The 14,510-nt window shown below is 37.2% G+C and carries 15 protein-coding genes and 1 tRNA gene; 11 read left to right on the top strand and 5 right to left on the bottom strand.

Going from position 1 to position 14,510, the window contains the following annotated elements; all coding sequences use genetic code 11:
- Window positions 1–324: 324 nt before the first annotated feature.
- The 6 genes from G576_RS0106570 (at window position 325) to G576_RS0106540 (ending at window position 5,774) form a co-directional block, all read left to right on the top strand.
- Window positions 325–1,134, top strand: a complete 810-nt coding sequence (locus G576_RS0106570; protein ID WP_027973934.1) for a LexA family transcriptional regulator — start codon at window positions 325–327, stop codon at window positions 1,132–1,134.
- A 213-nt stretch (window positions 1,135–1,347) separates the two neighbouring features.
- Window positions 1,348–2,301 carry an Abi family protein gene (locus G576_RS0106565; protein ID WP_027973933.1) on the top strand — a complete coding sequence of 318 codons (954 nt, stop codon included), beginning with the start codon at window positions 1,348–1,350 and terminating at the stop codon, window positions 2,299–2,301.
- Window positions 2,302–2,363: 62 nt separating this feature from the next.
- Window positions 2,364–2,897, top strand: a complete 534-nt coding sequence (locus G576_RS0106560; RefSeq protein ID WP_027973932.1) for a hypothetical protein — start codon at window positions 2,364–2,366, stop codon at window positions 2,895–2,897.
- A 177-nt stretch (window positions 2,898–3,074) separates the two neighbouring features.
- The gene (locus tag G576_RS13555; RefSeq protein WP_156875119.1) at window positions 3,075–3,242 is read left to right on the top strand and encodes a hypothetical protein; all 168 of its coding nucleotides are present in this window, start codon (window positions 3,075–3,077) and stop codon (window positions 3,240–3,242) included.
- 399 nt (window positions 3,243–3,641) lie between these two features.
- Window positions 3,642–4,586: an Abi family protein gene (locus tag G576_RS0106545; RefSeq protein ID WP_027973931.1), complete on the top strand. Its 945-nt coding sequence runs from the start codon at window positions 3,642–3,644 to the stop codon at window positions 4,584–4,586.
- Between the two features lie 120 nt (window positions 4,587–4,706).
- Window positions 4,707–5,774 (top strand): tyrosine-type recombinase/integrase, encoded by a 1,068-nt coding sequence (locus G576_RS0106540; protein ID WP_027973930.1) that lies wholly within the window; start codon window positions 4,707–4,709, stop codon window positions 5,772–5,774.
- Between the two features lie 59 nt (window positions 5,775–5,833).
- Here G576_RS0106540 and G576_RS0106535 read toward each other — a convergent pair.
- The 5 genes from G576_RS0106535 to G576_RS0106515 form a co-directional block, all read right to left on the bottom strand.
- Window positions 5,834–5,920, bottom strand: a tRNA-Ser gene (locus G576_RS0106535).
- Window positions 5,921–5,967: 47 nt separating this feature from the next.
- Window positions 5,968–6,606 (bottom strand): tRNA (guanosine(46)-N7)-methyltransferase TrmB, encoded by a 639-nt coding sequence (gene trmB / locus G576_RS0106530; protein WP_027973929.1) that lies wholly within the window; start codon window positions 6,604–6,606, stop codon window positions 5,968–5,970.
- A 9-nt stretch (window positions 6,607–6,615) separates the two neighbouring features.
- Window positions 6,616–7,398: a cell cycle regulator CcrZ gene (gene ccrZ, locus G576_RS0106525; protein WP_027973928.1), complete on the bottom strand. Its 783-nt coding sequence runs from the start codon at window positions 7,396–7,398 to the stop codon at window positions 6,616–6,618.
- 54 nt (window positions 7,399–7,452) lie between these two features.
- Window positions 7,453–8,487 (bottom strand): ABC transporter permease, encoded by a 1,035-nt coding sequence (locus tag G576_RS0106520; protein WP_027973927.1) that lies wholly within the window; start codon window positions 8,485–8,487, stop codon window positions 7,453–7,455.
- A gap of 1 nt (window position 8,488) precedes the next feature.
- Window positions 8,489–9,214 carry an ABC transporter ATP-binding protein gene (locus G576_RS0106515; RefSeq protein WP_027973926.1) on the bottom strand — a complete coding sequence of 242 codons (726 nt, stop codon included), beginning with the start codon at window positions 9,212–9,214 and terminating at the stop codon, window positions 8,489–8,491.
- A gap of 64 nt (window positions 9,215–9,278) precedes the next feature.
- Between G576_RS0106515 and G576_RS0106510 the strand changes: the two genes are divergently transcribed.
- The 5 genes from G576_RS0106510 (at window position 9,279) to G576_RS0106490 (ending at window position 14,509) form a co-directional block, all read left to right on the top strand.
- Window positions 9,279–9,698, top strand: coding sequence for an HIT family protein (locus G576_RS0106510; RefSeq protein ID WP_027973925.1), 420 nt, complete (start codon window positions 9,279–9,281; stop codon window positions 9,696–9,698).
- The gene (locus G576_RS0106505) at window positions 9,695–9,994 is read left to right on the top strand and encodes a hypothetical protein (RefSeq protein WP_027973924.1); all 300 of its coding nucleotides are present in this window, start codon (window positions 9,695–9,697) and stop codon (window positions 9,992–9,994) included. The genes G576_RS0106510 and G576_RS0106505 overlap by 4 nt, the downstream gene beginning before the upstream one ends.
- A gap of 554 nt (window positions 9,995–10,548) precedes the next feature.
- Window positions 10,549–11,412 carry an Rgg/GadR/MutR family transcriptional regulator gene (locus G576_RS0106500; RefSeq protein WP_027973923.1) on the top strand — a complete coding sequence of 288 codons (864 nt, stop codon included), beginning with the start codon at window positions 10,549–10,551 and terminating at the stop codon, window positions 11,410–11,412.
- Between the two features lie 74 nt (window positions 11,413–11,486).
- Window positions 11,487–12,782, top strand: coding sequence for a radical SAM protein (locus G576_RS0106495; protein ID WP_027973922.1), 1,296 nt, complete (start codon window positions 11,487–11,489; stop codon window positions 12,780–12,782).
- Between the two features lie 173 nt (window positions 12,783–12,955).
- Window positions 12,956–14,509 carry an ATP-binding cassette domain-containing protein gene (locus G576_RS0106490; protein ID WP_027973921.1) on the top strand — a complete coding sequence of 518 codons (1,554 nt, stop codon included), beginning with the start codon at window positions 12,956–12,958 and terminating at the stop codon, window positions 14,507–14,509.
- Window position 14,510 lies beyond the last annotated feature (1 nt).

Genomic DNA, 14,510 nt, shown 5'->3' with positions numbered 1-14,510 from the left:
TTGCTCTTACTTTTTGTTTTGTAAGTTCCGCTTGTGCTCAAGCACTTGTTTGTGCCATAAGCGAGCTTCTCTTACTAAGCCTAGGACTATTAGAACTGTGCCGAGTTCTTCTGGTTTTAGGCCTTTTAGTATGTCCACCATTTGCTTTTCCTCCTGTTTTCGTTAAGGTTTTTAGGTCTCCCTCAACCTTACACACTTATTATACTACGAATTAAATCGTATGTCAATATTTTTTACGAAAAAAATCGAATTTTTTTATCTTTATATTTTACAAATACGAAATAATTCGATATTATATAGTAAAGAGAAACGAAGGAGAAAAACATGGTACGTGGACGAGGAAAACTTACTCCGCAGGAATTTGAATTAATGAGTGTTATATCAGCTAATATCAACAAATATCTTGTGGAACAAAACAAAAAACAAATAGACTTATCAAGAGGAACTGGAATACCACCTAGTACGTTGACTGGTTACGTAAAAGGTAAATCTTTGCCAATACCTGGTAACGTCCAAAAAATTGCAGATTATTTTGGTCTAAAGAAATCTGATATAGATCCACGTTTTAAATCAGTTATGCCTACCACAGCCCCTAACAGCCTCATAGAGCAGATTTCGGACAAGGTAGTATATTTAGACAGAGAGTTAAAAGAACCACGTCACAGCGCTTGGATAAGCCACGGAGAACGTCTCTTGGAGGAACAGAAAAAGGAAGAACAAGGAACAGACGTAGAGGAACCTATGGAACTCTACAGCGTCCTAACGACTACTTCTCTTGCTGCAGGTGTTGGCTATGCTTTCAACGACTATGACCAAGAAACAGTCTATGTTGGAAACAGGCCACCACGTCACGACCTAGCGTCCTTTATCAGCGGTGATTCCATGGAACCCAAATATCACAATGGAGATATTGTCTATCTCGTGGATAAAGGCTTCTCATCCTATTCTGGAGAAATCTGTGCTGTTGCTGTAAATAATAAAACCTACCTCAAGCGTGTCTATACCGAAAAAGGACAACTACGCTTAGTATCTATCAATCCAAAATACGATGACATCTACATCGACTTCCCACCAACAGACGGACACATCCGCATCTATTCAGTTGTAGGAACCGATAGTGTAGTTGAAAACTAAAAACCACTACCGACTAGACAATGGTCAAAGAAGAGTTTTATAATTTAGCAAATATAATTTAATAAAATTTAATAAAATTTTACACTATTTAATTTGACAAGTTAATATCTAAAAGTATATAATAGACACAATCGAAGTGAACGCTCCCCCCTGGGAGCCCTAAAGAGCTGTTGTGTCCGCACAACGGCTCTTTTTGATTATTGGGGTTAACAAATGGATACAAAACCTTTTAAAACAATTGATGAACAGATTAAAATTCTCAAATCACGAAATTTAACTTTTTCACACGAACCAACAGCTCGACGAATATTATCAACGGTCGGCTATTATGAACTGGTCAACGGATATAAAGATATCGGTATTGAATCTGGCGAAAAATTTAAAGACGGATTTACCTTTGAGCAACTTTTTCAGGTGTTTAACATGGATAAAAATATCCGTTCAGCTGTAAATGTTGCTATTCTTGAAATTGAAGCTCATTTACGAACAGCTTTATCTTACACAATTGCTAAACATTACACTGCAGATCAAGAACAATACCTAAAGCGAGAAAATTATGAACGTGGGAAGGATAAGTATCAAGATTCCCAACGTGATATGTTACTGAGGAAATGCTACAAAATAATCAACGATGATTCTCACCCATATAAACATTATCGCGAGAAACACGGCAATGTACCGCCATGGATACTAGTAAAAGGTATGACATTTGGTAACTTGATTACATTCTATAAATTGCAAAAGAGCTCCCTTAAGTCAGAAATCATTAGTGAATTAACAGGAACACCTGTAGAATTAGTTACGGAAGACTTCAAGCAGCTTATGATCAATATCTTTTACTTTTTGCTAGCTTATCGAAACCGTTGCGCTCATCTTGGTAGAGTCTTTAATTTTGAAACAACAAAAAATAAAATCCATTACAATAAAATGTTTCACGACAGAATGGAAATTACAAAATCAGAATACGACCTCGGAAAAGGACAAACCGGTTTAGCCACTCTTCTATCAGCTCTCTCATGGTTCTCTACAACAGGTGAAGTTTACCAAGTCGTGACAATTCTCAATTTCCAAATTAAAAATGCTGTTGATAACTATCTAAAATTATATCCAAATGACAAAGATTTTATCTATAACCAAATAGGAGGCGATTTGATTCCTATAATTTAAACCATATAAAAATTACACCATCGTTAAAAAAAGTTAATTAATATCATTTTGAAGGAGTCTTTATGAAAAAATCACTTTTAACTACTGTCGCTCTCTTATCCGTCATCACACTTGCAGCATGCTCATCATCAAAAACTGAGACAAGCAAATCAAGTGAAAATCAAACTACTCAAACAGAAACAACTACAGCAGCAAAACCTCAAGTTGATAACAGCAAGTATGAGGCTATTGTATCTGAAATCAAATCAACACTTGATCCAGAAAATAGTGGAGAACTAACTGTTGAAATTGAAAATGATGTTGTTGATTCAGAATATCCTGATGGTCACAATATTATTCGTGTTCTTTTAACTGGTGACTCCCAAAAATCAGCTAAGGAAGCCTTAGATGCAGTTTATTCAAACTCAGCAAGTACAGAACAAAGCAATGCTATTACATTACTTCGCATGACGATTTCTGATTTGGCTAAAAAACTTCCAGATGATACAACGGTTATTGATTTTGGTTACGAACAATCTGCTGATCAATACGACTTAATCGCTAAATCTTCAAAAACAAAAGACGTTATCCCCGTAGGTGACCTAATTGTAGAATAAAAAATCCCCACACTCTCCGAACTATCGGCGAGGTGGTGGAGGTGTATAGGGAGAGGTAAAAACCTCAGAATTGGAGAAACCCTCAGCTTATGTGATGCTAAAAACATACGCCCTACAAATGCTTTGTTTGGATTCATGAACTTATCCAAAAGAAAAGCCACTATCATAGGAACAGTAGTGGCACAAGAAGATGGAAAAAATATATTAGAGGATATCGAAAAAATAGATAGTGCAAATGTCATTAAGTATGTCTCTGGTAATTTGATGCAGCTCGTATTAACCAGTTTTGGAGTTGCTAGAGTAGGAGACTATTATGTTAGACCGATGGCGATTTATTTTGAATAACGTGCCATTATCCCCTTGACTCTCTGGGATGATTCTTTAAAATTGTTTTTATTTTCCAGAAAAGACTGGTTACAAATCTGTTTTATGTCTTTAACTACTTCGCTTTGATGAGTACAATCAGCATTCAATTTTTTAAGTAATTTCAACATATCAATCACCTGCCTGCTATTTTTGATTATATTATAGCATAATTTAAAACAAAAAAATCCCCACACTCTCCAAACCATCGGCGAGGTCGTGGAGGTGTATAGAGGATAGAACCAAAATCAAACAAAACAGTTGACAAAGGCTCAAAAAAGTATTAAGATTATGTTAATCTTAATGAACGGGACCCCAACGGGACCCCAAAAGAGTCGGTGTCAATGACATCGGCTCTTTTGTTTTATACAGGAGAATATCATGGATCAAAAACCATTTAAGACATTTGAAGAACAAATCCAAATCTTGAAAGAAAGAAATCTAAGTTTCGTAAATGAAGATGCAGCTATAGACATTCTTTCAACTTACAGTTACTATGAAATTATCAATGGATATAAAGACGTTGGAATTGAGTCAGGAGAAAAATATAAAGACGGCGTCACGTTTGAACAACTTTTCAACCTTTTTCTGATGGACAAAAAAATCCGTTCAGCTATTTCGAACGCTATTCACGAGATTGAAGCCCACCTACGTACAGCTTTATCTTATACAGTAGCAAAGTACTACTCTGCTGATCAAAATGAATATCTAAAAAGGAGATATTACGAAAAAGGCAATACAAAAAAAGGGCAATCCCAACGGACACAGTTATTAAAAAAGTGCCAAAAAATATTGAATGACACATCCCAACCCTATAAGCATTATAGAGAACACCATGGAAATATCCCACCTTGGATATTAGTTAAAGGGATGACATTCGGAAATTTGATTACTTTTTACAAATTGCAAATGCCTGAAATCAAAACTGAAGTTATCAGTTTAATGACAAAAATACCTTCAGAATTAATTGATAACGACTTGAAAGACATGGTTGTCAACATTTTCTACTTTCTGCTCGCACACCGCAATAACTCTGCCCACGTCAGTCGAGCCTATAACTTTAAAACAGAAAAGAATAAAATACGTTACTCAAAAACTTTCCACAACCGCATGAAGATTTCTTTCGAAGAATATGAAAATGGAAAAGGTCAGAATGGACTAAGTGTCTTAGCGTTTTCTCTATCATGGTTCAAGACACATAATACACCAGTTACAGACTTTTCGTTCTCAGTCACGAAATCGATTGAAGAATACCTTAAATTATATCCAACAGACAGAGAATTTATCGAACGAGAGATACAAGGTCCGTTCTATATTTTCGTATAAAAAAATCCCCACACTCTCCGTCGCCAAACCTTGAGTGTGAGGCATCTCGTATAGTAAAAACCTGCTTTGCAGTAGGTCTCTTTACTATACCCATTTTAACAAAAAATGAGGTGAATAACAATGGCATCATTTAGAAAACGTGGAGACGCATGGGAATACAGGATAATTTATCAAGACATCAATGGCAAACGTCGTGAGAAATCAAAAGGAGGATTTAGAACCAAAGCCCTTGCGAAAGCCTCAGCCCAACAAGCTGAGCTGGAATTAAGTACAGTTTCAAGCGAACTGCTAGATATTACTGTACTTGATTATAATAAACGCTGGGCAGAAATATACAAAAAACCACACGTCACTGCCAAGACATGGAAAACATACACTAAAAACTTCAAACACATCAAACGTTTTTTTGGTGATAAAAAGCTCAAACATATCAATCACACCTTCTACCAGCAAATTTTAAACGAATTTGGAGAGACAGTCGCCCAATCAACGCTTGAAAAATTCCACTACCAAATCAAAGGAGCCTGTAAAATGGCCATCCGAGACGGCATCATCAGGGATAACTTTGCCGAAGGTGCCATTGTCAAAGCACAGAAGTCTGGTAAAGCAGAGACTGAAAAATTTATGGAGGAAGACGACTATCTAAACTACCTAAACTTTGCGAAAGAAAAAATCAAACACGCCTCCTACCTGACCACCTACATTATTGGAGTGACTGGTCTGCGTTTCGCTGAGGCTCAAGGGCTTACCTGGGACGACATCGATTTTGAAAATGGCTATATCGATATCAATAAGACATTTGATTACTCGATTTCTCAGAACTTCGGACCAACAAAGAACGAACAGTCCATTCGACAAGTTCCCATTGATCAAAATAGCTTAGAAATACTCAAAAACTATAGGGACAATTACTATCTAGAAAACAAGTTAGGTCGTATCTGCTTCGGTACGTCAAATAACGCCTCAAATAAGGTCATAAAAAAAGCAACTGGGGAAAATTACACCAATCACTCTTTAAGGCACACATACGCATCCTATTTGATCTACAAAGGGGTTGATTTAATATCTGTCTCTAAACTCCTTGGACACGAGAACTTAAACATTACTCTGAAAACATACGCCCACCAGATTGAAAAATTGAAACAAAAAAATGACCAAAAGGTCAAAGAAATTTTTAACGAAATTTAAAATCGGTGGGCAGATGGTGGGCAAACACCCTTAAAACCTTGTAACATCAAGGGGATAAAAGGAGAGGAGGGGATTCGAACCCCCGAGCCCCGTTAAGGACTACACGCTTTCCAAGCGTGCGCACTCGGCCACTATGCGACCTCTCCGTAAGATGAGCCCTTACTCGACTCATCAAGTATATCATAAAACAGTCTTAAAATCTAGCCTCTACACGGTAGATAACTTGCCCCTTATCAGAGAATTTTTTCTCATACTCTGTCATGACATTCCCCTCAAAAGACTCATCAGCATGTAAGTCAAGCCAAACTTTATTCAGAATCATTCCATACTGTGAAAAACTGGCTAAGCTGTATTCAAAGAGTCCGCGATTATCGGTTTTAAAGTGAATTTCACCCTTTTCAGGCAAGATTTGTTTGTAGGTATCCAGAAAGGTTTTGTAAGTCAAGCGACGCTTCTCGTGCTTGGTCTTTGGCCAAGGGTCAGAGAAATTCAGATACATGAGTTCTACTTCCCCGTCCTCAAAGTAATTGGTTAAGCTAGAGCCATCAACTCTCAGCAATTTAACATTGTCAGCACCGCTTTCTAAAACTTTATCCAAGGCATAGCTTAAAACAGAAAGCTGAATATCAATGCCGATATAGTTGATATTAGGATTTTGAAGGGCCATACCAGTGATAAAGCCCCCCTTACCAGAGCCAACTTCGATATGAATCGGATTGTCATTGCCAAAAACTTCATGCCAGTGCCCTTTAGATGCTTCTGGGGTCAAAATCACATAATTAGGATGGTTTTCTAGGTGTTCTTCCGCACCTTTACGTTTTCTAACTCTCATGTTCTCTTTCTAAAATAAATTCCTAAACTGGCGCAATTCATAAATTTCACGATTGACGTGCTCCATATCACACCCATCATAGAATTTTAAAATTTGTGATAAATAAGACAACTGACCGTACCAATAGATTTTTCTCTTAACAAGGTCGTTGTTCTTATAACCATAATAGCTCAACCACTCTGCCCAACGCTGGAAAGGAATATAATGGCTTAAGATATGGGCCACATCATACATGCGGTCAGTCAGTCGCACTGAGTCCCAGTCGACCAGATAAACAAGACCGCTAGTCGTGATAACCCAGTTGCTATGGCGAACGTCCCCATGAACAATAGTTGCCAACTCAGGATTAAAATCGGGGAGATTTCTCCTTAACTCTGTCACAACTGACTGTAGATAGCTGTTCTGACGCAACTGCATAGGGGCATTCTTGTCCCAGTCCTGCAAGAGTTCAAATGGATTTTCAATGCTATAATTGAGTTGTAAGAGCTGATTAACCAATGTCTTTGAACGGTGCAACTGCAAAAGAATCTGGGCAATCTGCTTACTATTCATATCAGCCTTATTTAAAAGACGACCATTGAGCCATTCCTGTGCGCTCATCATATCTCCACCCGCAGTGCGTTTTGCCCATAGTAAGGGGGGGGTTATTTGCTCCTTTGCTAAGGCTGCTAAAATCGGTGTCGTATTTAATTTGACAAAAACACGCTCACCATTGGGGTATTCCCCCATAAAAGCCTGTCCACTTTTTCCCATCAAGGGTTTTAAGGTTAAGTCTTTATCTGTTGTAGTCACCTTAACCCTCCTTTATTCTAGTCATTCCTTATTATTTTACTTGTTTTCAAGCCTCTAGTCAATCATCTTCTTCACTTTGGAGCGCAAATAAAGTTCAACCAATATAACGTTTAGGAATAATAGCAAAGCTGCCTTCTTTAAGTTCCCAGCGCAAGCTATTTGAACCAAGGCTACAAGATAGATAAGACGTCGCAAAAAGACAAGCAAATTAGCTTTCTTCAGTCTATTTCCAAGAGGAAAAAGTTCCGTCAGATACTGATAGTCATAGTGCCTGTAAAGCGCTAATAGCTGGAAAGCCAGCAAGTAAGTGAAGAGAAAAGCAAGTCCAACCGCTAACCAATCCAAATTAACAAAAAACAAAGCCAGAAGTCCCAGTAAAACCAAGCGAAGCGTCAGCCCCAAATAATCACCTGACCTCAAAAAAGCTCTTAGGTAGAGATTATGCCACGTCTGAGACCTTCTCTTAGTCACCAGTCTAGTTACTTTATCCAAATAAGGTCGTCGCTTAACAAAGCTTGAAATTCCCTTGACCGTTGTGAAGAGAGCAAAGAATTTTAAAATGGATTGTTGACGTCTCTGCTCAGCAACAATTACCTCCCGCCAGTCCAGCCGACCATTGCTGATAAATCTCTTCACTTTCAACTGAATCAAGACGTATTTAACTGCCAATAAAGCCAGCACTAGGAGACTAAAGGTTACAATCGACCATCCTAAGACCACAAAAATGGGGTATAGAATGAGCAAGACCGCAACTTGCAAAAGCCCCCAGAGGATAAAAGTATGATTGGCAGCCCTTCGTATCCAGCTCACCAACTCCTCTTCTTTTGCCAGTAAGAAAACCTGGTCCGCAGCTTCTAAAAAGGTTGCGATTGAACCAAGTGGTAACATTCCTAACACGAGCAAGGTCAGAACAAGACTAATACCAAGAGAATTGCTTGGAAAATGCTCTAATAGCTGACTGTATTGATAGAGCAGAAAACCTACCAAGAAAAGCAAAACTAAAACGAAGTGATCATTGAGTACATACTTGAGATATTTGAGACAACGATTATGAAAATCCTGCCTCCGTTTCAGGAATAATTCACGCATCTCAAACCTCTCTGGTCAAAGCCATGTAAATATCATTGAGTGACGCTGACTTATCACCAAATGCCTCACGCAGCTCTGTTAGTGTCCCTTGGGCTCTCACTTCACCTTTATGCAAAATAACGAAGCGGTCACACATTTTTTCAGCCGAATCAAGAACATGAGTTGACATAAGGATGGATGTTCCTTTTTTCTTTTCATCTGCCAAAAGAGTCATCAAATCATTGATCGCCAAAGGATCAAGACCCAAGAATGGTTCATCAACAATTAAAAGACTTGGCTCAACGATAAGGGCACAGATAATCATCACTTTCTGCTTCATCCCCTTAGAAAACTGAGTTGGAAACCAATCCAATTTTTCAGTCAATCGAAAAATCTCAAGCAAGGGAGTCGCTCTTTTCATAGCCTCGGCTACATCGATATCATAAGCCATGGCAACTGTTTCCAAATGCTCACGCAAGGTTAGTTCTTCATAGAGGCTGGGTGTCTCAGGAATGAAACCAATTTTTTGACGATATTCAACCAGATTTTCAGCCAAAGTTACTCCATCAATGGAAATACGACCGTCATATGGAGTCAAAAGACCAATAATTTCGTTAATAGTTGTTGATTTACCAGCACCATTAAGACCGATAAGACCAATCAACTCACCATTTTTGACTTCAAAAGTGACCTTTTTCAAGACAGGAAGGTTGACATAACCTCCTGTGACATTTTCAAGTTTTAACATTCATTTCTCACATTTTTTTGATATAATGATTATACCAAAAAGGATTTAAATAGGGGGAAAACAAATGTCAGATTGTATTTTTTGCAAGATTATAGCTGGAGAAATTCCGTCATGCAAAGTCTATGAGGACGATCAAGTCCTAGCCTTTCTCGACATTTCTCAAACCACAAAAGGCCACACCCTTGTAATCCCAAAAGAACATGTCAAAAATGTACTTGATATGTCAGACACTACTGCCAGCACTCTCTTCTCACGCATCCCTAAAATCGCTCGTGCTCTCCAAAAAGCTACCGATGCGCCAGCCATGAACATCATCACTAACAATGAGGAACTCTCTGGTCAGACTGTCTTCCATGCTCATGTCCACCTAGTCCCTCGCTACAGTGAAAAAGATGGAATTAGTATCAGCTACACAACTCATGAGCCCGATTTCGAAGCCTTAGGAAAAATGGCAGAGCAGATTGCCAAAGAGGTAAGCGTATGAACCTCAAAACCTTTCTAACATCTGGGTTGCTAGCTGCAGGTGCTGTACTGCTTTATCAGAAAAAAGATGACATCATTAACGAACTGACCGATACCTCAAATACTATTAGAGGCGCCCAGAACAACCTGGCAGAAATAAAATACAACCTTTCCATTATCCAAGAACAAGAGGCGAACCTAAAAAAAATCAATCAAGATTTAACTTACAAATTTCAAGTCTTTAACAAAGAGGTCCAAGCTCACTTGTCTGAAATTCAAAAAATATCAGACAAGTATCAACATCCAATATCACGATGACCTCAATGTCTTCAGGTCAAAGAAAAAGTCCATTTTCAATCTTTTGATGAAGAAAGCTCTATCATTTCTTTAAAGGTCAAACCACTAAAGAGATTATGGAGCTTTTTTGAATATGCTAAGTATCCTATTGAATAGCTTGATTGAATCACAAGCTCATTAAAAAAATGCTCTTAGATTATCTAACACACAAGGAAGTCCTCGCTAAATTGACCTTCCCGTTCTCAACGGATACAGTCATATACAAGACCTTGAATAATCAATGACATCTCTTTTTTGCTATTTGGCTTGTGGGAATTAGAAGTCGGATGACATGATAAAAATAGGGTTACCTGATTTCAGGTAGCCCTAGTTTCATGAATGTATAAGCATTATAGTGACAAATTTTTTAGTGTTAGCCAACAACGATAATAATAATTTCCTCAAAGAGTAGGAACAATAAAGGTAGTAGTTTTTGTTTTTTCATGTGAAATACCTCACTTTTATTTTTTCCCTATTTTATGCTAAAATGTTAAAAACCCAAAAACATTCCAATATATGCGTGATTGAGGTGTGATATGAAAAATTTTGGAGAAATTTTTAAAAAGTTTCGAGAAACTCGAGGATTAAAGTTAAAAGATGTTGCAAAGGCTGGTATATCAACGTCTCAGCTATCTCGGTTTGAAAAAGGAGAGACAGATTTAACCATTTCTAAGTTCATGCTTATCTTAGATGAAATCAACATGCCAATTGATGAATTTATGTATGCGGTTCATGATTTTCATAGAGATGAACTAAATGAACTTCTATCAAAGGTTCGACAGTTTGTATCTAATCATGATGTTGAAGGCATGAAAAATCTTCTATATTCACAGATGGAATCGGAGAATAAAAGGGGTAAATTTCATCAACTCAATATGATTTTATTGAAAATTCGTTTGCAAGATTTATCAGGAGACGCTTATTATAATCAAAAGGATTTGGACGATTTAACCGACTATTTGTTTAGTGTGGAATACTGGGGGTATTATGAACTATTGATTTTTTCAAATACTTTAGATGCTCTAAACCACGATGTTTTCATGGTTTTAGCGAGGGAGATGTCAAGACGTTCAGACTTTTATAAAGAAATTCCTAATAACAGGCGATTGATTTCATCGATGTTATTAAACGGCTACATTACATGTATTGAGAGAGGAAAATTTCTGGATGCTCTGTATTTTGAAAAACAACTAAACCAATGCTTTTTCACTGAGACTGAAATTTATGAACGCTTGGTATTCCAGTACGCACAACATCTCTATCGCTACAAAAAAGAGACGGATTTTAAAGCAGTTATTGAAATGAGGAAGTGCATCGCTGCAATGAAATTAGCAGGAAGTAACCACTTAGCAAAGACTTACGAAGGACATTTGGAAAAAATTTTAGGAGAGAAGAGCTAGTCGGCAGATATGGGAAAGAAATTTAAAGTTTTTTCAGAGTGATATACTTAAAGCGTGATGAAGGAGGTTCTATTATGGAAATGTCACCTTATGTTTTAAGTAAATCTCTTCCTGAAGGAGAGGTATATTTCAATACCAAAAATAATCACTCCTTTTTTATAACCAACGAATTATTAAGGAAAATTGATTGTGATGATACTACAAGAAGTCAGTATAATGATTATCTAGAGTCTTGGCATTATCATCAAGAAGAAAATGAGCTGGAAGAAACCCTAGCGAAAATTAAAAATGTTGATGAAAAGCTCCTAGAATTTACAATTCTAACTCATGGAGATTGTAATTTTAGATGTAAATATTGTTATGAAAAGTTTGAGAATATTTCAATGTCTCCAGAAGTAGAAGATGCTATTGTAACGTTTGCGGATAAACTATTATCCGAGGGAAAGTTCGAGAGATTTAGTGTTCAATGGTTTGGTGGAGAGCCCTTGCTTGGTTATAAAACAATAGTTCGGCTATCTGAGAGATTTTTAGAACTATGTTCGGTATATGATATTGAATATTTTTCTGGAATTACAACTAACGGTTATTTGTTAAATAAACGTATGTTTCAAAACTTAGTAGGAAAATGTAAAGTTACTGGTTATCAAATAACGGTTGATGGTGAGAAGAAGTTCCATGATAATCAACGTTTACTTAAAAATGGTGTAGGTTCTTATGATAGAATTTTTGCAAATTTAAAAATGATGGGGGCTAGTTCGTTACATTTTCATTGTACTATTCGATTTAATATTTCAAAAGAGAATGTTGAATCTATGGAGCACTTTCTAAAATTAGATGGTCTGGTATTCAGGGAAGATAGCAGATTTAGTCTTGCTTATCATAACATTGGGGATTGGGGGCAAGGAGAGCGAGCTGACGATTATTGTGTTGATATTCCAAATGGTGATTTCAGTTATTATTGTTCTCAACAGGCAATTTCTTTAGGATATAATATAGAATCCCCTCAAATAATGATGTCGAACAGTATAAATTGTTATGCTAATCGTAAACAACACTACATGTTCAACGTTAAAGGAGTAATTCAAAGTTGTACAGTAGCTCTATATCGTAAAGAAAATATTTTCGGAAGTGTTCTAACGGGTGTTGTTAACGAAAATAAAAGGAATGATTGGTTAAAAGGAATTGAGCTTGAGAGGTGTAGCCAATGCCCGTATGTATTACTTTGTAAATCAGGATATTGTCCTTTAGTAAGGATAAATCAAGAAAAATCTTGGGAAAGGTTGTGTCGACTATACAAAGAGCGAATACAAAAAGATTTTTTACTATTTATCCTTACCAGATCTTATAACGATATCCTTGATATAAATTAATTTTTTGGAGGAAGTAACAATGATTATAAAAGAAAATAAAAAATATGATCCTAAAGCATATCAGGTTGAGCTGAATGCTAGTTGTCCAAGAACAAATGGAAATTGCTAATTAACATATAAGGATTAGTTAGCTAACCTTTCCTAGCTAACTATTTTTTATTGGAGGATATAAGTTGAAACTATTATCTTATCTTGGGAGATTCCGTTATGTTGCCTTCGTGGTCTTTATATTAGGAGCTTTCTCTAGTATTTTACAATCGTTAGTGATTCAAAAAGTCATTGCGATTGATACGGTAACGGATTTTGAGTCACTCGGGAAAGTTTTTGTCGTGGGACTTTTGACCTATCTGCTTTTTTATGGTTTGGAGTTTGGTGCAGATGTCGTTTACGATGTGTCTTGTAAACGCATCATGTTGGTCTTACGAGATAAGTTGATGAGGACGCTCCTTTTATCTAGCGCGTTCACAGATCAGCATGAGACGACGAATTTTCTCAGCCAAGATTTAGAATTTTTTTATGATAGTTACGTGACTCAGGTCATGCGTTTGCCCAAAAATGGCATGATTTTCTTGGTTGTGTCGGTCTATTTAATCACCTTAAATCCCATTTTAGCGCTGCTGTTTATCTTAGGGTCTCTCTTACGCCCACTACCCCAAGTGTTTTTGAGTAAAGTGGCAGATGCTTTTGGACAAAAGCAGAGCGAGGAGCGAGAGCGTTCCATGGCTCTCATTATGGACTTTGTCAATGGTGGAAGCACCTTGTTACATCATCAAGCATTTGCCACGACCTATGGAAAATTGAAACATCAGGTACTGACTTATGAAACTGCCCGCCGAAATTATTATTACCTATCTAATTTCCTCTTTTTCTGTAATGGTTTGACACAGTTTTTAGGACGTGTGCTACCAATTGGAATTTATTTTTTATTCCCAAATGTTTTTGGTCATATTCCAGTATCATCTCTGGTTGCCATGTTTATCGCTTCAAATAGCCTGTCAAGTCCTCTTCAAAATATGATGTATGCCACTTTTGACATGCAAGCTGCTCATTCTATCAAGACAAAAATCTATAATCTAATAGATAAGGTTGTTAATGAGGAGGAAGTCTCCTATATTCCAGATTTTAAAGCTCTGATTTTGCAAAATATCACAAAATCCTATGGAGACAAGACTATTTTGAAAGATTTCTCCTACACCTTTGAAAAAGGGAAGAAATATCTCATCACGGGAGCTAGTGGACGAGGAAAAACCACCCTCTTAAATATCATTAAAGGTGAAGCTGTCGATTCAGGACAAGTCGCTCTTGTGACCGATGACAATCAGTTATTTAACTCTTATCAAGCGAATATTGGCATGGTCAGTCAGTCACCCTTTCTCTTTAATGGCACCTTGGAAGAAAATATCTGTCTAAATCAGACCTTTTCTCATGACGAGATGATTAGGGTGTTAAATCAAGTCCACCTGCTTGAAGAGCTACCAGACGGCTTAGACTCCAACATTAAAAATAACGGCAGCAATGTTTCAGGTGGTCAGCGAGTGCGCATAGAATTAGCACGCTTTTTACTGCGCCAGAAGGATGTTTTACTGCTTGACGAAGTGACAGCAGCACTTGATAAAGAGAATGCTCATCGTGTCAGAGAGTTGATTTTTTCACTGCCCATAACCATTATTGAAGTGGCTCATCATGTGGACGAAACAATCGTTTATGATGCTGTGATAGAGTTGTAGG

Origin of the sequence: Streptococcus porci DSM 23759, from assembly GCF_000423765.1 — a bacterium.
Classification (GTDB): Bacteria; Bacillota; Bacilli; order Lactobacillales; family Streptococcaceae; genus Streptococcus; species Streptococcus porci.
This window is presented reverse-complemented; position numbering and strand designations above follow the sequence as displayed.